This is a genomic window from Acinetobacter sp. P1332, assembly GCF_044057475.1.
In the GTDB taxonomy this organism is placed as follows: domain Bacteria; phylum Pseudomonadota; class Gammaproteobacteria; order Pseudomonadales; family Moraxellaceae; genus Acinetobacter; species Acinetobacter johnsonii.
The window spans coordinates 1,164,397-1,185,180 of the sequence record NZ_CP171157.1 but is presented as its reverse complement, the minus strand read 5'-3'; the positions used below and the strand labels follow the sequence as shown (position 1 = coordinate 1,185,180).

At 42.2% G+C, this 20,784-nt stretch carries 14 protein-coding genes and 2 tRNA genes; 6 read left to right on the top strand and 10 right to left on the bottom strand.

Translation table 11 applies throughout. The features are described from left to right. Positions 1–148: 148 nt before the first annotated feature. The 5 genes from ACFN7Z_RS05725 to ACFN7Z_RS05705 form a co-directional block, all read right to left on the bottom strand. Positions 149–775, bottom strand: coding sequence for a molybdenum cofactor guanylyltransferase (locus ACFN7Z_RS05725; protein WP_010327078.1), 627 nt, complete (start codon positions 773–775; stop codon positions 149–151). Continuing rightward, a complete protein-coding gene (locus ACFN7Z_RS05720; RefSeq protein ID WP_010327079.1) occupies positions 772–3,564 on the bottom strand; it encodes a nitrate reductase in 2,793 nt (930 codons plus the stop codon). The genes ACFN7Z_RS05725 and ACFN7Z_RS05720 overlap by 4 nt, the downstream gene beginning before the upstream one ends. A 74-nt stretch (positions 3,565–3,638) precedes the next feature. Then, positions 3,639–5,249, bottom strand: coding sequence for a nitrite reductase small subunit NirD (nirD, locus tag ACFN7Z_RS05715; RefSeq protein ID WP_010327080.1), 1,611 nt, complete (start codon positions 5,247–5,249; stop codon positions 3,639–3,641). A 95-nt stretch (positions 5,250–5,344) separates the two neighbouring features. Next, complete coding sequence (gene nirB, locus ACFN7Z_RS05710) at positions 5,345–7,891, bottom strand: nitrite reductase large subunit NirB (protein WP_010327081.1); 2,547 nt, start codon at positions 7,889–7,891, stop codon at positions 5,345–5,347. 65 nt (positions 7,892–7,956) lie between these two features. Continuing rightward, positions 7,957–9,306: an MFS transporter gene (locus tag ACFN7Z_RS05705; protein ID WP_029575062.1), complete on the bottom strand. Its 1,350-nt coding sequence runs from the start codon at positions 9,304–9,306 to the stop codon at positions 7,957–7,959. A gap of 589 nt (positions 9,307–9,895) precedes the next feature. Here ACFN7Z_RS05705 and ACFN7Z_RS05700 point away from each other — a divergent pair. From ACFN7Z_RS05700 to ACFN7Z_RS05690, 3 genes are all read left to right on the top strand, one after another. Beyond that, the gene (locus ACFN7Z_RS05700; protein ID WP_004982170.1) at positions 9,896–10,483 is read left to right on the top strand and encodes an ANTAR domain-containing response regulator; all 588 of its coding nucleotides are present in this window, start codon (positions 9,896–9,898) and stop codon (positions 10,481–10,483) included. A gap of 3 nt (positions 10,484–10,486) precedes the next feature. After that, a complete protein-coding gene (locus ACFN7Z_RS05695) occupies positions 10,487–11,482 on the top strand; it encodes an ABC transporter substrate-binding protein (RefSeq protein WP_010327083.1) in 996 nt (331 codons plus the stop codon). A gap of 270 nt (positions 11,483–11,752) precedes the next feature. Then, on the top strand, positions 11,753–12,031 hold the full coding sequence (locus ACFN7Z_RS05690; protein WP_004696307.1) for a hypothetical protein: 279 nt from the start codon (positions 11,753–11,755) through the stop codon (positions 12,029–12,031). A gap of 23 nt (positions 12,032–12,054) precedes the next feature. On the opposite strand, the gene ACFN7Z_RS05685 is transcribed toward ACFN7Z_RS05690, so the two are convergent. Genes ACFN7Z_RS05685 through hrpA form a run of 3 tightly spaced genes read right to left on the bottom strand, consistent with a single transcriptional unit; the run spans position 12,055 to position 17,916 of the window. Next, entirely contained in the window at positions 12,055–12,828 is a 774-nt protein-coding gene (locus ACFN7Z_RS05685; RefSeq protein WP_010327084.1) for a 1-acyl-sn-glycerol-3-phosphate acyltransferase, read from the bottom strand. Positions 12,829–12,834: 6 nt separating this feature from the next. Then, positions 12,835–13,947 (bottom strand): beta-ketoacyl-ACP synthase III, encoded by a 1,113-nt coding sequence (locus ACFN7Z_RS05680; protein ID WP_004696303.1) that lies wholly within the window; start codon positions 13,945–13,947, stop codon positions 12,835–12,837. Between the two features lie 30 nt (positions 13,948–13,977). Continuing rightward, positions 13,978–17,916, bottom strand: a complete 3,939-nt coding sequence (gene hrpA, locus ACFN7Z_RS05675; RefSeq protein WP_010327085.1) for an ATP-dependent RNA helicase HrpA — start codon at positions 17,914–17,916, stop codon at positions 13,978–13,980. A gap of 344 nt (positions 17,917–18,260) precedes the next feature. Here hrpA and ahpC point away from each other — a divergent pair, with 344 nt between their 5' ends. The 3 genes from ahpC (at position 18,261) to ACFN7Z_RS05660 (ending at position 20,452) form a co-directional block, all read left to right on the top strand. Beyond that, positions 18,261–18,824, top strand: a complete 564-nt coding sequence (gene ahpC, locus ACFN7Z_RS05670; protein ID WP_004982189.1) for an alkyl hydroperoxide reductase subunit C — start codon at positions 18,261–18,263, stop codon at positions 18,822–18,824. 204 nt (positions 18,825–19,028) lie between these two features. Further along, a complete protein-coding gene (gloB, locus tag ACFN7Z_RS05665; RefSeq protein ID WP_010327086.1) occupies positions 19,029–19,760 on the top strand; it encodes a hydroxyacylglutathione hydrolase in 732 nt (243 codons plus the stop codon). Positions 19,761–20,248: 488 nt separating this feature from the next. After that, on the top strand, positions 20,249–20,452 hold the full coding sequence (locus ACFN7Z_RS05660; protein WP_004696295.1) for a hypothetical protein: 204 nt from the start codon (positions 20,249–20,251) through the stop codon (positions 20,450–20,452). A gap of 130 nt (positions 20,453–20,582) precedes the next feature. On the opposite strand, the gene ACFN7Z_RS05655 is transcribed toward ACFN7Z_RS05660, so the two are convergent. Together ACFN7Z_RS05655 and ACFN7Z_RS05650 are read right to left on the bottom strand one after the other, a co-directional pair. Next, positions 20,583–20,667 (bottom strand) — tRNA-Leu (locus tag ACFN7Z_RS05655). Positions 20,668–20,700: 33 nt separating this feature from the next. Continuing rightward, positions 20,701–20,774 (bottom strand) — tRNA-Trp (locus ACFN7Z_RS05650). Positions 20,775–20,784: the final 10 nt, after the last annotated feature.

The following is a 20,784-nucleotide window of genomic DNA, read 5'->3' as shown; positions in this document are numbered from 1 at the left end:
ATATTCTAATTTTTTGTTTTATAATAAATTTAATATAAACACGAATACTTATTTGGTTCTTTTATAGATTTTTATTTAAACAGTCAAATCGGTTTATGGCAACATCTTTTGCTCTCAACACACCTCCTCTCTTCAATATCTGAGGTATTTATAAAAAATTGAGTTGCCGATGCTGTTGTAACTCATCCAACGAGTTAATGCTGTGAAAAAACAGTGCATGATTTTTAAATCGTGCCACTTGTGGGTGCAAATCTGCAAAACACTGCCTTAAACTGCGCTGATTTTGCTCAAGGTGCTGAATCAATGTCGGTAAACTGCTCCGTTTTAACAAACAAAACGGATACAGTGCACGGTCATTGATTTCTACAATAACGACACCACAGTTCGGATCTTGTTGCATCGCTTGATGTAACCGTGAAAACACTTTTTTCGGAATAAAAGTTACATCACAGGGCACGAACAGCACATAGTCTGATTGCACATGTGTCCATGCACTTTTCATCCCCATCAAGGGCCCTTGAAAGCCTGTTGCCTCATCTTCAAAAAAGCCAATCGACGGAATCAACCGCTCATAAATGGAATGATCGCGATGGCTGTTGACCCATAACTTGGTTGCACGTGACTTTAACTGCTGATGAATTTTGATAAGTTGAATTTCATCATCAAATTTTTGCAAGAGTTTATTAATGCCATTCATACGGCGCGCCTGACCACCCGCCAAAATAACAACTTCAGTTTCTGGGTAGCTCACGGGTTTGAGTATTTTTCTTTTCATTCTACCTCCTCCGTTTGACACGCTTTGATCAGACCTCGAATTTCAGGTAAGCAAGAACCGCAATTGCCTCCTGCCTTTAAGCATGCAGTGACTTGTTTTTCATGGGTGATATTTTTTTCTTTAATGACATCGATAATACGATTTTTCCCAACTTTAAAACAGCTACAGACCAGTGGGCCATCGCTATTAGTCATTGACATGGCTTGCCCTGCTAATAAAGCCTTCCGATGCATCGCGCTTAAGCGTTCGCGCTTAAACAGACTTGCCACCCAGTCTCGATCTGGCAATAACGCTTTAGGTGCAATATACAGACTCGCAATGAGGTGTCCATCTTGTAACACCACACTATGACTGATATGGGCGGTTTGATCTTCTACATTGAGCCATTCAAAACTTTCATCATCAAAAGGCAATAAAGCTTTGAGTTGTTCCGTCGTTTCCGTAAAACGTCGACGGTCTGCCAGCTCATAACGAATAGCTTTGGACGTTTTGATTTTGGTCCACCAAATGCTTTGTTCAATACTTTGTTGTACCAAATGTTCAAAGCCCGTTCTGACATAAAATACGCCCTGCCATTGCGTATAAAACGGATGAATCATCACAGGGGTATGTTTGAACTCAGGTTCTCCTGAAATCGCATCCACCACAGGATTCACCACTTTTCCAATCCGTGCATCAGATGCGAATTGATCACTCCAGTGAATCGGTGCAAAAATCTGTCCACGGCGGATATTGTCACTGACTGTAGCTCGCAGTACGCAATTTCCCCAAGCCGATTTGATCTCCACCAGTTCGCCATCTTTTAAACCATATTTCAGGGCATCATTTGGGTGAATCTCACAATAGGGTTCTGCTTTATGTGTGCTTAAATTAGCTGATAAACCTGTACGTGTCATGGTATGCCATTGATCGCGGATGCGTCCTGTATTCAGCACCAATGGATACTCACTGCTAATTGGATTCACCGCACCAACTGCCGTTGTTGCAATAAACTTGGCTTTACCATCTGGATGACTAAACTGACCATCTTTAAATAATTGGGCAAAAATGTTTGGTTTGGTTTGGCCGTTTTTCAAAGGTACGAGCACAGGCCATTGCGTCGGTTCAAGCTCTTGGTAGTCATCAAATGAAAGATTCGTCAGACCTGCCAAATTGAAATAGCGAAATGTTTCAGTCGATGAACGTAAATCGATTTCTGCATTTTGATAAGCTGAAAGTTGTGCATGTTCTTTGAAAATGTCATGACTACTTTCAAAGTCAAAACCCTGAAATCCTAATTTTTTAGCAACTTGTGAAACTGACCACCAATCCGCTTGTGCTTGGGCTGGGCGTTCTAGAAAGGCACGCTGTCTAGAAATCCGGCGTTCAGAATTAGTCACCGTGCCGTCTTTTTCACCCCAACCCAATGCAGGCAGTAACACATCGGCATATTGAGTGGTATCGGTATCCAGACAAATGTCTGACACCACCACAAACTCACATTTCTCTAGTGCACGTTTCACCTGATCGGCATTGGGCAAACTCACCACAGGATTGGTCGCCATAATCCAAATGGCTTTAATTTTTCCGGCTTCGACCGCTTCAAAAAGGTCGACGGCTTTTAAACCCACTTGCTTTGCAATGGTTGGACTGTGCCAAAACTGCTGTACCAATTGTTGATGCTTTGGATTATCCAAATCCATATGGGCAGCCAACATATTGGCAAGTCCACCTACTTCACGCCCGCCCATCGCATTCGGCTGGCCCGTCATGGAAAAAGGCGCAGCGCCTAATTTTCCAATTTTGCCAGTTAACAAATGACAGTTGGTAATGCTATTGGCTTTGTCTACCCCACGTGAAGACTGATTCACCCCCATTGAAAATAAGCTCATCACTTTTTCTGTTTGAGCAAATTTTTCAAAAAAGAGTGCTAATTTTTCAACAGAAATCCCCGTCCGTTCGCTCACACTCGCTATTGATGCTTCCGATGCACTACTTGCCAACGCTTGTTCTAAGCCTTGAGTATGCTTTGCAATAAAATCGGTATCGGTACAATGATTGTTTGCTAAATACTGTAATAAACCATTGAACAGCGCGACATCTTGACCCGGTAAAATCGGTAAGTGTAAATCAGCCGCCTCACAGGTGGCAGTAAAACGCGGGTCAATCACGACGACGAAAATATCTCGCTCCTCTTTAGCTTTCATGATGCGTTGATACAGCACAGGATGACACCATGCAGTATTTGAACCCACCAAAACCACCATATCGGTATGTTCAAAATCACTATAACTGGCTGGAACTAAGTCTTCACCAAAAGCGCGTTTATGCGCAGCAACGGCTGAAGACATACACAACCGTGAATTGGTGTCGATATTGGCCGTACCTAAGTAGCCTTTAACAAATTTATTGACCACATAATAATCTTCAGTCAGCAGCTGACCTGACACATAAAAAGCAATACTTTCAGGCCCATATTGATCGATATAATGTTGAAATTTATTGGCGATTAAATTTGTTGCGGTATCCCATGAACTTACCTCACGTTGCGGTTTACGCCCTAACATGGGATGTAAGACACGTGTTTCTAAACCTACGGTATCGGCTAAATTACTGCCTTTAATGCACAACTTTCCAAAATTAGAAGGATGCTGAGCATCACCCTCCACAGAGACTTTTTGCCCTAAAGCCGTTTCTTCAACAGTTGCTGTTACCCCACATCCCACCCCACAATATGGGCAGGTGGTTTGTGTAGTTGTAATCATTTTTTCTGTGGAGCTATGCAGTTCCATTACAGGGATACTATTCATTTCTGCTTCGCTCCTTTATCTATGGCAAATACTTAAAATCACCCCTCCTTTTTAGAAGGGGTTAGTGGAAGGTTTTACCCTGCTTTTTTTAATGCAAAATCTTTACCAAATAACAATTTATTTCGAATTGAAGAAATTGGGGTTTGATCCGAAATAAGTTCTGCATACCAAACACCATCTTCGGTATCCCCAAACAACACCGCACCAACGACCTTATCCTTTTGAATAATAATACGTTTATAAATCTGACGTTTTTCATCATTTAAAATAATGTCTTCAAAGTCATCCTTCGGTTCAAAATTACCCGCTGAGAACACATCACAACCACTTACCTTTAACTGTGTTGGAACAGTTGGTGCTTTGAACGTTAAGCTGCCATGCTCCGCCAAATGTGAGGCACAAATGAACGCCTGCCCCCAAAGTGGCTCAACCAAGCCAAAAGTCTGGCTACGATGTTCAATACACTCTCCCACGGCGTAAATACTTGGGTCAAAAGTCTGCATGGTGTCATTCACCAACACACCACGGTTACAGCGCAGTCCTGCACTTTGTGCAAGTGCCATGTTCGGACGAATACCAACTGCAAAAACCACAAGATCCGCCTCTAAGACTGTACCGTCTTTCAAGCGAATTTGAGTGACATGACCATCTACACCCACCAATGCTTCAGTATTGGCCTCAGTAATAATGGAGATACCCTTTTGTTCAATACTATGGCGTAGCATTTGGCTGGCTTTACTGTCTAATTGGCGCTCCATAATACGATCCATCAGATGTAAAACCGTGACATTCATCCCGCGTTGTTTGAGGCCATATGCAGCTTCAAGTCCCAACAGTCCACCACCGATTACCACGGCATTTTTCTTGGTCTTGCAGTAATCCAGCATGGTGTTGATGTCGTAGATATCTCGGAAACTAATGACACCTTTCAAATCCGATCCAGCAATTGGAGGAATAAATGGTTTCGAGCCTGTCGCTAAAATTAAACGATCATAATCAACCACTTCACCTTTTTCGGTATAGACCTGCTTACGAGGACGGTCTATACGTACCGCAGGGTCACCCGCAATGAAACGAATCCCTTTGTCGCTATACCATGCATGTGGATGTAACATGATGTCGTCAATGGTTTTATCGCCTGACAATACAGGCGATAACATAATACGGTTGTAGTTTCCCCAAGGCTCTTCACCAATTACGGTCACTTCATAACGATCTGGTGCCATATCGAGCAAATCTTCCAAACAACGCATCCCCGCTAGGCCATTACCAACCAGCACCAACTTCATTTTTTCCTGAGATGCACCTGTGTTTGTGATGTAGGTTTTTTGTGGTGTCGGACTAATCCACACTCGGCCATTTTCAATTTTACTTGGAAAAACCAACAGTTTCTGATCTTTATCTTCCAAACAACGTCCTGTCGCCAAGCTAAAATGCTGTTTATAAATGGGCGATGCCACCACACGCTCACCTTGCAAATCACCAATAATGCCGCGCGACATTACAAAAGCTTGGCTAAATGGGTCTTGATTGCTCAAGGCATATACCCGCTTTTCAGCACCGACACGAAAAATAGCAATTTGCTGATGTTCAATAAGTGCACCTACGCCAGTGTTTGGCGTTACATCATCTAACGCACAGACATCAACCCAATTTAGCTCATTCATTTCTTTTAAAATTGTCATCATCTTGATCCTTTTTAAACTTATTCATTCATTTATTCCCTCTATCTTTGCTTTTGAGAGAGTGCTGAAGAAAGAAGTTTGAATACCCTAATTTGTTAAGCTTCAACCACTGGAATACGGCTACGATCTCGTTCAGCCTCAGTTTTAGGACGAATCTGGCCACGAACTTCTGCAAACTGAATATGCGGATCTTGTTGTTGCTCAGCTTTGGCATTGATGAAAGTCACGAAGCGTTTACGTACTTCTGGGTCTTCAACAGCCGTACGCCATTCATCTTGATAAGTCCCCACCACATAGCTCATACGACGTTCCAGTTCAGCCGCTAGACCTAAAGAATCATGCACAACCACATCTTTGAGATAATCTAAACCACCTTCCATGTTGTCGCGCCATACCGAAGTTCGTTGTAAACGGTCTGCGGTTTGCACATAGAACATAAAGAATCGGTCGATGTATTTAATTAGAGTTTGGGTATCGAGATCCGAAGCCAATAACTCGGCATGGCGAGGCTTCATCCCGCCATTACCGCAGACATACAGATTCCAGCCTTTTTCAGTGGCAATCACACCGACATCTTTACTTTGTGCTTCGGCACATTCACGGGTACAGCCTGAAACAGCCATTTTTAATTTGTGCGGTGAGCGCAGTCCTTTGTAGCGGTTTTCTAGGAAAATAGCTAAACCCACCGAGTCATCCACACCGTAGCGACACCATGTACTGCCGACACAAGACTTCACTGTACGCAACGATTTCCCATACGCATGGCCTGACTCAAAGCCGGCAGCGATGAGCTTTTCCCAAATTTCAGGAAGTTGGTGAATTTGCGCGCCAAACATATCGACACGTTGCCCACCAGTGAGCTTGGTATATAAGCCATATTCTTTAGCAATTTGCCCCACAGCAATTAAGCCGTCAGGCGTCACTTCACCGCCTGCCATCCGTGGGACGACAGAATAAGAACCATCTTTTTGAATATTTCCTAGGTAGTAGTCGTTACTGTCTTGTAGACCTGCATGGCTTGGTTTCAAAACAAAGTCATTCCAACACGACGCTAAAATATTGGCTGCAGTTGGCTTACAAATATCGCAGCCCAAACCATGACCATGTTGTTGAATCAGGTCATCAAAAGTTTTGATTTCATTAACCCGTACCAAGTGATACAACTCTTGACGTGAGTAGGCAAAGTGCTCACAAATATGGTTATTCACGGTCACGCCTTGGCGTTGTAATTCAGATTTTAAAACTTGGGTCACTAATGGTGCACATCCACCACATGCAGTAGCTGCTTTGGTACATTTTTTTAGGGCCCCTAGAGACGTTGAGCCCTCGGCGATTGCACTGCAAATATCGGCTTTAGAGACGTTATTACATGAGCAAATGGTTGCACTGTCTGGCAGTAAATCGACGCCACTACCGCCAGATTTAGCGGAAGATTGTGCATAACCCGGCATGATTAAACTTTCAGGATTTTCTGGAAGCGCTAAACCATTCAGCATCATTTGTAGTAAGTCGTTGTACTCTTTTGCACAGCCCACTAAAACCGCGCCAAGTAACTTGGTTTTTTCGCCGTTCACCACGATTTTTTTATAAACTTGTGTATCTTCATCGGCATAGAAATAACTGAGTGCATTCGGTGTCATCGCATGTGCATCACCGACAGAAGCCACATCAACGCCCATCAGTTTCAATTTGGTGCTCATGTCTGCACCCGCAAACTCAGCACAAGTTTGTTCAGTGACATGTTTTGCTGCAATACGTGCCATGTCATAGCCCGGTGCCACCAGACCATAAATTTTGTTTTGCCACAGCGCACATTCACCAATGGCATAAATATCTGGATTTGACGTTTGGCAATAATCATTAATCATGATCCCGCCACGCTCTCCAAGGGCTAAACCACTTTGACGTGCCAACTCATCACGTGGGCGAATACCCGCTGAGAACAAAATAATGTCTGTTTCAAGCTCAGAACCATCACCAAATTTCATCACATGCTTCGTCGTTGCACCTTCCTCAATTGATGAAGTCGCTTTTTGGGTATGGACTTTTACGCCTAAGTTTTCAATTTTTGCACGTAGAACCTTTCCGCCCAAGTCATCAATTTGAACCGCCATAAGACGCGGTGCAAACTCAACGACATGGGTTTCCAAGTTCAAATCACGTAGCGCCTTAGCGGCTTCTAGGCCCAATAAACCGCCGCCAATTACCACACCTGATTTCGCATTGAGACTTGCAGCACGAATCGCATCTAAGTCTTCAATGGTTCGGTAAACAAAGCAGTTTTCACGGTCATTACCCGAAATAGGCGGAACAAAAGCATATGAACCTGTTGCCAAGATTAATTTGTCAAAACTAAGAACATCACCATGATTCGTCGTCACCGTTTTATGGCTTTGATCAATTGCAACCGCTTTGGTATTCAAACGTAAATCTATGCCATAAGCATCAGCAAAATCTGCACGACAAAGGGTTAAATCCTTTGCTGATTTACCACTGAAATACTCAGTCAAATGTACGCGGTCATAAGCCAAGCGCGGTTCTTCGGCCAAGATGGTAATTTCAACATCATCACCCACATGTTCGAGTACTGATTCGATAAATTTGTGGCCAACCATGCCATGACCAATCATGATGATTTTCATATTCTTTCTCCGCAATATTTCATTTGTTCTGCCTGAGCCTTGAGGCTTGGGTTTAATCTCTTTATTTAGTTTTGCGCTTCAGCAATGCTACGATCATGTACTGCTTGTTCGAATAAGCGCTGTTCCTTTTCTTTATGCTCAACAGAGAACCGAATCATAAGGACAAAACTTGCAGCGATGACCACCAAGCCACCTAAAATCATCAGTGTGGTTTGAATATCCAACATACCTTTGAGTAGGAAACCTGCTGCCACTGCACCCACGTTACCCCCTGCGCCAATAATGCCTGCCACACCGCCCAAAGCATCACGATCAATAAAAGGTACCAAAGCATAAGTTGCACCACATGCCATGTGGGTGAACAATGCGAAGACTGTCATTGCGAGTATCGCAAAGATAGGGGTATTCATTTGAGAGAATAAGACGAGGAAGATACCTTCCAGCAGAATCATGCCAAACAACACTTTAGTACGACCATCAAGCCCTTTTTTAGTTGCGACTTTGTCTGACACAATGCCGCCCAGAGCACGAGCAAACAGTGCCAGTAAACCGAAAATACCAGCCGCCATCCCGGCTTCTTTTAAACCAAAGCTAAAGTGGTCAACGTAGTACATCGCGACAATGTTATGAATAAAAATTTCAATCCCGAAACACGCGGCATAGGCACCAAATAAAATCCAAACACGGTAGTTTTTCGCAGCATGCATCAGAATCGCTACACCACCTTTTTTATCTGAACCAACACTGACACCCTCTGCACGAAGTTCTTTGAAGTTGCCTTGTGGGCAGTCTTGGGTAAATTTCCAATACATCAACCCCACGATCAGCATCAGTACACCCGGAACAATCAGTGCAATTCTCCAGCCCATCGCTTGCTCTACACCAAACATCACTAAGGCACCAAGCATCAATGGCATGAGTACTTGTGTTGCACCACCGCCTGCATTACCCCAGCCTGCTGTCGCTGCGTTTGCAGTCCCGACTACGTTTGGCGCAAACATAATGCTGGTGTGATACTGAGTGATGACAAAGCTTGCCCCAATCGCACCAATCAATAGACGGAAGAACAAGAAGGATTCATAGCTATTTGCAGACGCTACTCCAAAGACTGGAATGCTGCCGAGTACAAGAAGTGCGGTATAGGTTTTACGCGGGCCGTATTTATCACACAATGGCCCCACAATAAGACGAACTAAAATGGTGATCGCGACAGCTGCAATATTGATATTGGCAATTTGATCTTTGGTTAAATGAAATTCACCCGCAATCACTGGCATCAGCGGAGCACAAGCGAACCAAGCAAAGAAGCAAACAAAAAAGGCGAGCCAACTCATGTGGAAGGCTCTCATTGCTGCGCCGTTAAAACTGAAAAGACTTATTTTTGTTGCTTTTTTAGCATGTAAATTTGAAGACATAACCTTCTCCAGACTGAACTGAGCGTATAGTTTTTCTACAGCACAAACACTTGGGATGTAGAAGCGATCAGAACGGACGTCGTTGGCCGTCTTACAAATTTGATTTAGAGTCGTCTTTGACTCATTAGGGATAATGCAACGAGTGTGCCAATATTTATAATTTAATTTTAATATTTTGTTTTTTAATGATTTATTTAAAATAAAATCTTATAATTCGATATAATCAGCTCTTTTTTTTTAAAGCACAACAGCTAGTTTTTCCGACTTTTTAAAACACTGCTACCTCTTGGTGCATTTTGCATTATCGATGAGCATCTGTTTTCTCAAATAAACGACATTGCTTTGTTCTAAGCACGACATCTAGAAATTCGCCCTTAGATGTACAAATCGACTGAGAACATCAACACTTCGATTTACTAAACCCATATCCGCAATCGTCTTCATGCCAACATGCATACTTGGTCTGTAATCGCGACCATAAAGATTGACTGCCTGATTCGAGATAAAGCTGGCATTTGTTAAGTTTGGCATTTAAATTGCTTGTATACTTTTAGATCTCATTTTCAGGTTTTCCTGAGCACTGTACAGTATGCCTAAACTGAAAATTGCATTGATTGATGACAATCAAGAACGTGCACAATATATTCGAAATTCCCTCATCGAACATGATTTCGATGTAGTTGCCTGCCTGATTATCGATCACATCAATATTAGCCGTCTTGAACAATTAAGTGCTGACGTCATTTTGTTAGATATGGACCACCCGCAACGTGACATCATTGAAAGCTGTGTAAGCCAATTTAATCTGCCCACTGTTTTATTTACTAAAAATAGCCATAAAGACACCATTAAAAGTGCCATAGATGCTGGGGTGACAGCTTATATTGTGGATGGGATCGATCCTTCAAAATTAGAAAATATTTTAGAAATCTCGATCGAACAGTTTCGTAAACACAAAAAATTGCTCACAGACTTACAAGACACTAAAAATAAACTGGCTGACCGTAAAGATGTGGAGCGTGCGAAAGTCTTGCTGATGCAATTACATGGACTATCTGAAGATGATGCCTTTCAATTGCTGCGTAAAAATGCCATGAGCCACCGTATGACCATCGGTGAAATGGCAAGACGTCTGTTGGATGCTCAACAGCTTTTACAATCTCAACTCAAGGACTAAGTCATGGCTCAACTCGAAAAGTCGCAACTTCATCTGGGCTATATTCCACTTTTAGACTGTGTTGCTTTACTGTGGGCTAAACAACGCGGTTTTTTTGAAGAAGTGGGCTTAGACGTGAGCTTAGTCAAAGAAGCATCTTGGGCAAGTTTAAGAGATCGTTTGGCTTTTGGTTTCCTAGACGCAGCACATTGCTTATCTGCTATGTTGCCTACTGCCGCACTCGCTCAAGATCAACTAGGTATTCCGCTACAAACCCCTCTCGTCTTAAGCTACAACAGTGCTTTTATCAGCTTAAGCCAAAAACTATGCTACGCGCTTGATATCAAAAAAACTGACGATGCAGCCACCACTGCACAGAAATTCTTTAGTGCCATGCAGCATGAACAGTATCTTCCGATTGCCCATGTGTTTAAGCAGTCTATTCATCATTATTGTTTACGCGAGTGGTTGGCGTTGGCCAATCCTGAGTTTGCCAAACGCGTACATTTACGCACTTTACCGCCGCCCTATATGGTGGAAGCCATTTCAAATCAATTGATCGATGGTTTTTGTGTTGGGGAACCTTGGAACACACAAGCGGAAATTCAAGGCTATAGCCAAATCATTGCGACTGGCTCAGACATTATTCCTCGCGTCGCAGACAAAGTACTGGCTGTGACTCAAGAATGGGCTATCTCCAATCCCAATACGCTTGCAGCCCTCGTCCAAGCCATCCAAAAAGCACAAGTTGAACTTAAACAAATGCAAGATCTTGAGCCTGTTTGGCAAGTCTTGGTCGATTACAACATCATTCGCTTTGCATGTTCAGCAAGTGTTCACGTCGAAAAATATCACCTGATTCAGAACATCATTCGTGGTTTTATTCCCAAACAAGCCCAGCCGCAAGTTTCGGATTTTGTTTGGCTCACACAGCAAATGCAAAAATGGGATGATGTAAATTTAGAGAGTGATGAAATTCACGGTATTAGTGAAAATTGCGTCATTCAAACAAAGACTTGATTTTTTAAATTATTACTACATGTTACTTAAGACGTAATTACGCACTATTTTGAAACATTTATTCTGAATAATATTTTGAAGTAAATCTGCGATCTAACTTTACTGCCACTTTATTGGGCATTTTTCTTTAGCTTCCATTTATCTGAGCGCACTATTTACTCATGCGAAAAGCACGCTAATATCTTTTAAAACATGAAAACAATAGATAAATAATCTTCATCACAACTTCTTTTTAAACGTCAAACCAACCCAAGGACAGCGGGGTGTATTATGTTTACCGAGGAAAATCGACATGTTTCTTTATTACATGCGATTAACAAAATACTGATTAAAGACTGGGATCCCCTGCGGATCTATCGTAATCCTGCACTACAAGATGAATATGAGGAATACTTACCCAGTTTATTTCGGTTCATTTGTGAACAAGCCAGTGAAACTGAAATTTTTGAATATTTATGGTGGGTGGAAAATAAGGTTATGGAAGTCAAAGGGAATAAGACCCATACTTTAAAAATTGCACATTTGTTGAAAGATTTACAGGAAGACTAAGCAGATTTTACGCATGTAAATGCTCAATCAAATCGGTCACCATGCTGCTGTTGACGCAATACTCTTAAGTCTTTAAGCCCAGTATAAATTTCTGCTGCAATCAGGTCTCGGAACTGCTGTAAGTGTTCTAGGTTTTCAATATGCATCAAACGTTGTCTGGGCATAAACTTAAAATAAAAAGGCAATCGTTTCGGAATCAAATGTTTCGGTAAAGATGGGATCACCTCCCCTTTACGCAGCAAGCGACTTAACTGCGGCACTTGTAGCAACTTTTGAAAATATTGGTGCTGAACCACTTTATTTGCATCAAAACCAATATCAAAGACTTCATCTCCGCCTAACGCGGCAAACGGCACGATGTCATAGCCAAATTCTTGAGCGAGCTTTAAAAAGCCGTAGCGCTGTTTCCAAATCAGTTGATACTGTTCGCCCTCACGTTTTAGAACTTCGCGTCCGCCACCAGGAAAAACCAAAATAGAATAGCCTTGTTGCATGGCTTCACGCACATAGGCTGGAACGCCATCGACCGCACCAAATTTTTTCACCACACTGCGCCACAGTGGCAAATAAAAATGGCTATGATCAGCAATACTGACCACAGCCACTTGATGCTCATTGTAGAGATAATCAATCAACATAGGTGAATCAAGCACACCATACATAGAATGATTTCCTACATACATTGCAGGTTGAGATGCATCTAACTGTTCAGCACCGATAAATGTCGGTGTGAAATAAACTTTGGATAAAGCACTCAGGCGTTTAATCCATTTTGCATCATGCTCAACCTGCAACATACGGGCTTATGCGACGTGTTTTTTCACAAGCACAGCACCAACAGAGTAACCTGCACCGAATGAACACAAGACACCGTATTCACCATCATTGACTTGGTCTGCTGTGCGGTGCAACGCAATAATGACACCTGCTGAAGAGGTATTTGCAAACTCATCTAAAATGATCGGTACTAAATCAGGCTGAGCATTTTCTTTGCCCACAACCAATTTCAAAATCAGCTCATTCATGCTGGCATTGGCTTGGTGTAACCAGAAACGCTTCACATCAGTCGGTGCAATGTTGTTTTTCTCAAGTTGCGCTGTAATCATTTTGGCAACCAGTGGGCAAACCTCTTTGAACACTTTACGACCGTCTTGAGCGAAACGATTATTTTCAATGTCTGCATCGACTTCACTTAAGTTTAGGAAACCAAAGTTATTGCGGATGTTGTTTGAGAACTGGGTAAATAAGTTAATGTCTTCAATTTCAAAACCAGTTTTGCTGTCGGTTTCTTCAATGATTGAAGCCGTTGCAACATCACCAAAGATAAAGTGGCAATCACGTGAACGGTAGTCGGTATGACCAGAGGTGATTTCTACATTCACCAATAATACACGGCGTCCGCCCGCTTTAATCGCATCATACGCTTGTTTAATGCCAAAGGTTGCGGCTGAACATGCCACGTTCATGTCGTAGGCATAGCCTTGAATACCCAATGCTGTTTGGATTTCAATTGCAACAGCAGGATAAGCACGCTGTAAATTAGAACACGATAAAATTACGACATCGATATCTTCTGCAGTCACGCCTGCATTTTCCATCGCTTGTTTTGCAGCGATTACGCCCCATTCGGCTTGAATCGAGAGTTCATCATTTGAACGCTCATGTAACAATGGACGTAAACGCTTCGGATCTAAGATCCCTGTTTTCTCAACCACATAACGACGTTTTACACCAGATGCTTTTTCAATAAACTCTGCGCTTGACCCACGACGGGCTTCCAACTCGCCCGAAGCAATTTTGTCAGCATTGTCTAGGTTATACTGTTCCACATAAGCATTTAAACTTTCAACTAACTCTTCATTGGTAATGATGTCTTCAGGATGATAAAGACCCGTACCTGTAATGCGGATGCCCATGTAAAACTCCTTCTTTAAATTACCTATATCTTAACTGATTCCAAGTTTTTCCCATACTTTTTGCAAGCGAGTCGGAGAAATGGGCATCTTTGTCTTCATCGGTTGAGAGAATAAAGAAATCCGAAACTCCTCAACCATGAAATACAATTCTTTAAGGCGAGTGTCATTTTTAAACTTAAATAATTTTTCCATCCACGGGTCAACTTGATCAATGGCAGAATTATCCCTCTGTAGGTTATTGGGCAGGCGCTCCAAACGCAAGACCAATGCTTTCAAATATCGAGGAAATTCAAGCCAGATGTCGGAAGATTTCACATAAACAAAGTTTGATAAGCACATCAAATCTAGCTGATCTTCAACATCATCAATATTTTTCCCAAACACTGCATCATCTAAGACCAACAACTTTCGACGTATATCCTGCCATTGAATATAGATCTCTGTCACATCTGCCAGTGCTTTTTGCCCATGGGTCAGAAAAGTTTTTTTGACATTTGTAACTAAGTTTTCAAATTCTTGTGCATTAACAGGCAGTTCATGAATCGACATTTGCAGTGTGGCATAAACTAACATTTGCTCCAGCTGCGCCTTATCGCCCAAAGGTGAATACGCCAATGCCAACGGTTTGGAAATTTGCTTTTTCAACTGACGGACCAAATCCCCTAGTTGTATATGCACCAAACGAAGTACACCCTCGCGGTGCTGTTTAATCGCCTCAGCTTGATCATTAAAAGTCTGAATCACGACACCGGACTCATCCTTTTGTTCCAATACTGCAAAGGCCTTGGTCGGGACTAAAGCTTGATACTGCTTCACCACCACGCCCGTCACTTTTTGTGATGCTTCAAACACAAAATTTTCAGGAAAAGCTTGAAACTCTCCTTTGAGCTGTTTGACTGGACTATGGGTTTCCGTTCGGCAGCGCGCTTTTAACTCAGACAAGTCACGACCTTGTTCAATCACACGGCCTTTGTCATCAATGACTTTAATCAGCGGCAATAAATATTGTTCAACCCGATCAAAGCTAAAGTCTTTCTCAGTGATTTGTTCACCACGTAGCTGGAAGGCTAAAAAACTAAAAATATGCTGCTGCAAATGCATCGCATCTACTTTCGCCATTAGCTTTGCAGCCGTATCAGGGATAGGCACCAAATGACGTCGTTTATCTTTAGGCAGCGCCTTGAGTAACGCCTCCATTAAATCCTGACGCCAACCGGGAATACCCCAAGACCACAAGTTTTCATCCACCTGAGGCAAAGCTTGCAACGGAATTTTTACTGTTGCACCATCTTCGTCATGGCTTGGATCAAAACGGTAACTGGCCGCAAGGCGCAGTTCGCCATTGCGTAAAAAATCAGGAAACTGCTGCGTGGTTGGACGGTCATTCATCCACAGCGCATCATCATCGATAAATAAATAACGTGGGTTTTGCGGTTCAACCGTTGCACGCCAGTCTTCAAAACTACGACGGCTTGCGACCTCTTCAGGAACTTTAGCCGCATAAAACTGGTAAATGGTTTCTTCATCTACCACCAAATCACGGCGGCGTAGCTTATCTTCGACCCGCTCTACTTCTTCAAGTTTAAGCAGGTTGTGTTTTAAAAATGGTGGCGTAAGGCCCAAATGCCCTGTCGTCAGTGCATCTCGAAGGAAAATTTCATGTGCTGCAACATGGTCGACTTTTTCATAGTTGATTTGACGTTTCGGCTCAATAATTAAGCCAAATAGTGAAATTTGGTCATAGGCATTGACCACACCTGCTTTTTTCGACCAGTGTGGCTCAAAATAGTGGTGCTTCAGCAAATCACCTGCTGCAAGCAAAATCCACTCAGGTTCAATTTTTGCCAGTGTACGAATGTAGACCTGTGAGGTTTCTACCATCTCAAAAGCCATGACCCAAGGCGTATTGGTCTTATGTAAGGTAGATGCTGGAAAAATGCGGGCCTTTTGCTGACGCACCGCCATAAACACATTGCGTTCATCGGTTTTATTGGCAATAAAAGACAACAAACCTGTTAAAAGTGCACGGTGTAAATTTTCATAACTGGCTTTTTTCTCATTAAAAGACAGCTTTAAGCCTTTTGCCAAATCAACCAATTGCTCATGAGTTTTCTTCCACTCACGTAGACGCAACCAACTTAAAAAGTGATTACGCGCAAAAGTACGGCGTTTGTTTTCACTCATGTCTCGGTTGGCAACCAGCGCTTCCCAAAGTTTGATATAAAATAAAAAGTCAGAATCGGCTTCACGGAACAACGCATGTTTTTGATCTGCCTGCATTTGTTTATCCGCAGGGCGTTCACGTGGGTCTTGTACGGCTAAAGCAGCAACAATCACCAAGACTTCATTCAACACACCAAAATGTGCTCCACCCAAAATCATACGGGCCAAACGTGGGTCAATTGGCATTTTGGCCATTTGTTGACCAATTTTGGTTAAATCTCCTTTACTTCCCCCTTTGGAAAAGGGGGACTGAGGGGGATTGACTTCAGATGAATCTCCCCCACCCCCTCTTTGCAAAAGAGGGGCTTTACTTTTCTCCGTCATAGCCCCAAGTTCAACCAACAACTTACGACCATCGTTGACTAAACGATGATCTGGCGGCTCAATAAAATCAAAATCTTCTAAAGCACCTAGCCCTAAACTTTGCATCTGCAAAATAACTGAAGCTAAGTTCGTTCGCTTAATTTCGGGTTCAGTAAACTCTGGGCGGCTTTGAAAGTCTTCCTCAGAATACAAACGAATACATACACCTGGGGCAATACGACCACAACGGCCTTTACGCTGATTTGCCGCTGCTTGCGAAACCGCTTCAATCGGTAAACGCTGTACGCGTGAACGATAGTTATAGCGAGAAATACGCGCAAAACCACTGTCAATCACATAACGAATATTGGGTACAGTCAACGCTGTTTCTGCAACGTTGGTGGCGATAATAATGCGTCGCCCACCACCCGATGGATTAAAGATTTTTTGTTGTTCAGCCAAGGCCAAGCGCGCATACAAAGGTAAAATTTCTGTATGTCGCGGCCCATGCTTTTGCAAAGTTTCTTGTAACTCACGGATCTCTTGTTCGGTACTGGCAAAAATTAAAGTATCGGCATATTCAGGATGGCCTTTTTCTTGTGCATCCCGAAAACATTCCTCTACAGCTTGCACGACAGCACGAGGTAGATTTTCTTCAAAGTCATCAAACTCATCATCATCACTACCGACAATGCTCATCTCAGATACAGGGCGATAACGTAGTTCGACTGGAAAGCTACGACCTTCTACTTCAAAAATAGGTGCATTATTAAAGTACTGACTAAAACGGTTTACATCTAAAGTTGCGGAGGTAATGATGACTTTTAAATCTTTACGGCGAGGCAAAAGCTGTTTGAGATACCCCATGATAAAGTCGATATTGAGCGAACGCTCATGCGCTTCATCGATAATAATGGTGTCGTATTTATTGAGATAACGGTCATTGGCCAGCTCTGCCAGCAAAATACCATCCGTCATTAAACGGACGATCGAATCCTGCGACCCTTGTTCATTAAAACGAACTTTAAAAGAAATTGACTCACCAAGTTTTTCACCAACTTCTTCCGAAATACGCTGAGACACACTACGTGCAGCCAAACGACGTGGCTGTGTGTGACCAATCAGACCGGTTAAACCACGACCCGCCAACATTGCAATTTGCGGTAGCTGTGTGGTTTTACCCGAACCCGTCTCCCCTGCAACGATAATCACTTGATGCTCTTGAATGGCATCAATTAACTTATCTGCATACTGCGTAACAGGCAGGTCTTGATTCAGTTTAATATTCGGAATGCGTTCAATACGCTCTAGAACTTTTAAATGCGACTGTTCAAATAATGCTTGATATTGCTTTTCGTTGGCATCTTTTCCTTTTTTGAGTCGGTTTAAACGATGACGGTCTTTGACCATCACCAATTGCTCTATATTTAAAGGACGCTGCACAGAAAAAATACCTACATCAAAAACATCAATCGCTTAGTTTACGTGGTAATACAGCGAAGCGAAAGTACAGCATAATTTTTTAATTTTAACTTTTTTTCAAATATCCCCTTGAATTTTAAGCCTAGGGGCATCATGTCTGTAGACGAGTTGCGGAATAGATGATTTTGTCATTTGGTCATCATATTTATCATGCTAAATGAACAGAATGATCACATTCGCTGAAATAGTCTGGAGCAAGATTCGGTTTTTCCGATTCTTGTAATGTAAAAATACTGTTTCAGCAATAACAAAAATTTCGATACCCTATTCAACATTAAATACAAACCCCAATCATGGAGACAATGATGAGCTTGATTAATACTGAAGTAAAACCATTCGCAGCTACTGCATATCACAACGGTCAATTTGTTGACGTAACTGAAGCAGATCTTAAAGGCAAATGGTCTGTAGTATTCTTCTACCCAGCTGACTTCACTTTCGTTTGCCCAACTGAACTTGGTGACCTTGCTGACAACTACGCTGAATTCCAAAAATTAGGCGTGGAAATCTACGGTGTTTCTACTGACACTCACTTCACTCACAAAGCTTGGCACGACACTTCTGAAGTTATTGGTAAAATCCAATACCCATTAATCGGCGACCCAACGTGGACTCTTTCTAAAAACTTCGACGTTCTAATCGAAGCTGCTGGTCTTGCTGACCGTGGTACTTTCGTAATCGATCCAGAAGGTAAAATCCAGATCGTTGAAATCAACGCTGGTGGTATTGGTCGTGATGCTCAAGAATTACTTCGTAAAGTTAAAGCAGCTCAATACGTTCACGCTCACCCAGGTGAAGTTTGCCCAGCTAAATGGAAAGAAGGCGAAGCAACTCTTGCTCCTTCAATCGACCTAGTAGGTAAAATCTAATCTAAATTAGATTGAACACATAAAAAACCACGCTTTTTAGCGTGGTTTTTTATGTCCAAGATAACAGTACAATATGACAAGAAAGAGAAAAATACAGAACAATAAACACCTGTCCTCTATGCGCTGTAAATGATTCATGACTGGAATTCAGTGCGTGTACCCGCTACAGTAGAATGAATACATGCAGCTCTTTGAAGAAGAAAGATGACTTATCAAGTTCATATGATTGATGTGAAAAACCAACTCCAAAACTATATTTGGCTGCTGGAACACAGCTCATCAAAACAAGTCGTGGTGGTTGATCCAACTGAGGCTGGATTAGTTGAAGATTATTGCACTGAACATGGCTTAAACATTGCTCAAATTTGGCTGACTCATTGGCATAAAGACCATATTGGCGGTGTCTCCGACCTGATTGCGAGTCGGAATATTCCTGTGTATGGGCCACGTGAGGAATTATCTAAAATTCCATTCATCACCCATGCATTGATGGATGATGACTATTTCTCATTTCATGATTTACATGTCGACGTTTTAGCAGTTCCTGGCCACACACTAGGCCATATTGTGTACTTTATCGAATCCATCCAGACTTTATTTTGCGGTGACACCCTGTTTGCTATGGGCTGTGGGCGAGTGTTTGAAGGTACACATGAGCAGATGTACCATTCGCTCAATCGTTTAGCGGCTTTACCTGCCGAAACCAAAGTCTATTGTACGCACGAATACACGCTCTCTAACGCGAAGTTTGCCATCCATGTTGAACCAGACAATATCGCCATTCAAGAACGTTTAGACCGTGTCGAAACCATGCGTTATTTGGGGCAATGTACCCTTCCAAGCAGTATTGAGATCGAACTCGAAACCAATCCTTTTTTACGTACAGAAAATGTTGAAGAGTTTAAACGACTGCGTGATCTGAAGGATCAATTTTAATTGGTCTCCGCCTTCTAGAGACTGCTGACTAACGCAGTCTCCTATTATGTATGTATGCTTCTATTGAGTTATAACGATCAGTTTGGGCTCCCACCCTTAACCTTTGAGCTCTCAAAATTTCAACCTACGCAGTTTCAAGCCACACGATGCCTGAATCGAATGATCACGAGCAAGGCTGTTTGAAAATACTGTCACAAAAAACCCAGCCTTTGAAAAAAATCATTACATTTCTATTTATGACAAAATACTTCTCTATCACGAACGCACATAATTCTATTGTATTGAGACTCATCTCAAAATATTATTATTTTCATCATGATAAAATTATTTTAAACAATGAAAGACTCTCGTTTATGCTTTCTATACGTTTTCGCCTTAGTTTAGATTGCTTTAAAAAGAGACAAAAACAAAAATATATAAAAAAATCCCCTTTAAAAAAGCGTGAAATATCCCTATTAATAATTTATCAGTGAAAAAGGAATATCCTCGTGAAAAAAGTAGTGAAAGCAAAAAACCTCATCGCCTTTCGTATTTGGCTAGAGAAATTAGGTTATTCAGTTAAAACTTTAGCAGACAACCGTGGCTTTACTTTTAGCTTTAAAAAAGAATATGGACTGGTGACTTGCGACCTAGCGGGCAATAACTTAGCCATGCAGCTCGGTGAAGAATTCGAAGACCATTTGAAAGCCTAAAATTGCTCCATACTTACTTCGCGTGATGAATCAAAATTTAGCCCCTTAAAGGGGCTTTTTTTATATATGAATCATCTATTAAATTTTAGGCAATAAAAAAGCAAGGTTTTATACCTTGCTTCATTACTGATGGTGGGGACGGAGAGACTCGAACTCTCACACCTTGCGGCGCTGGAACCTAAATCCAGTGCGTCTACCAATTTCGCCACGTCCCCATCAGGGTGCTAACTTTGCGTTAGACTTTAAGTTGGCAGAGGATCAAGGATTCGAACCTTGACGAACGGTTTTGGAGACCGTCATGCTACCATTACACCAATCCTCTATTGCCTTAT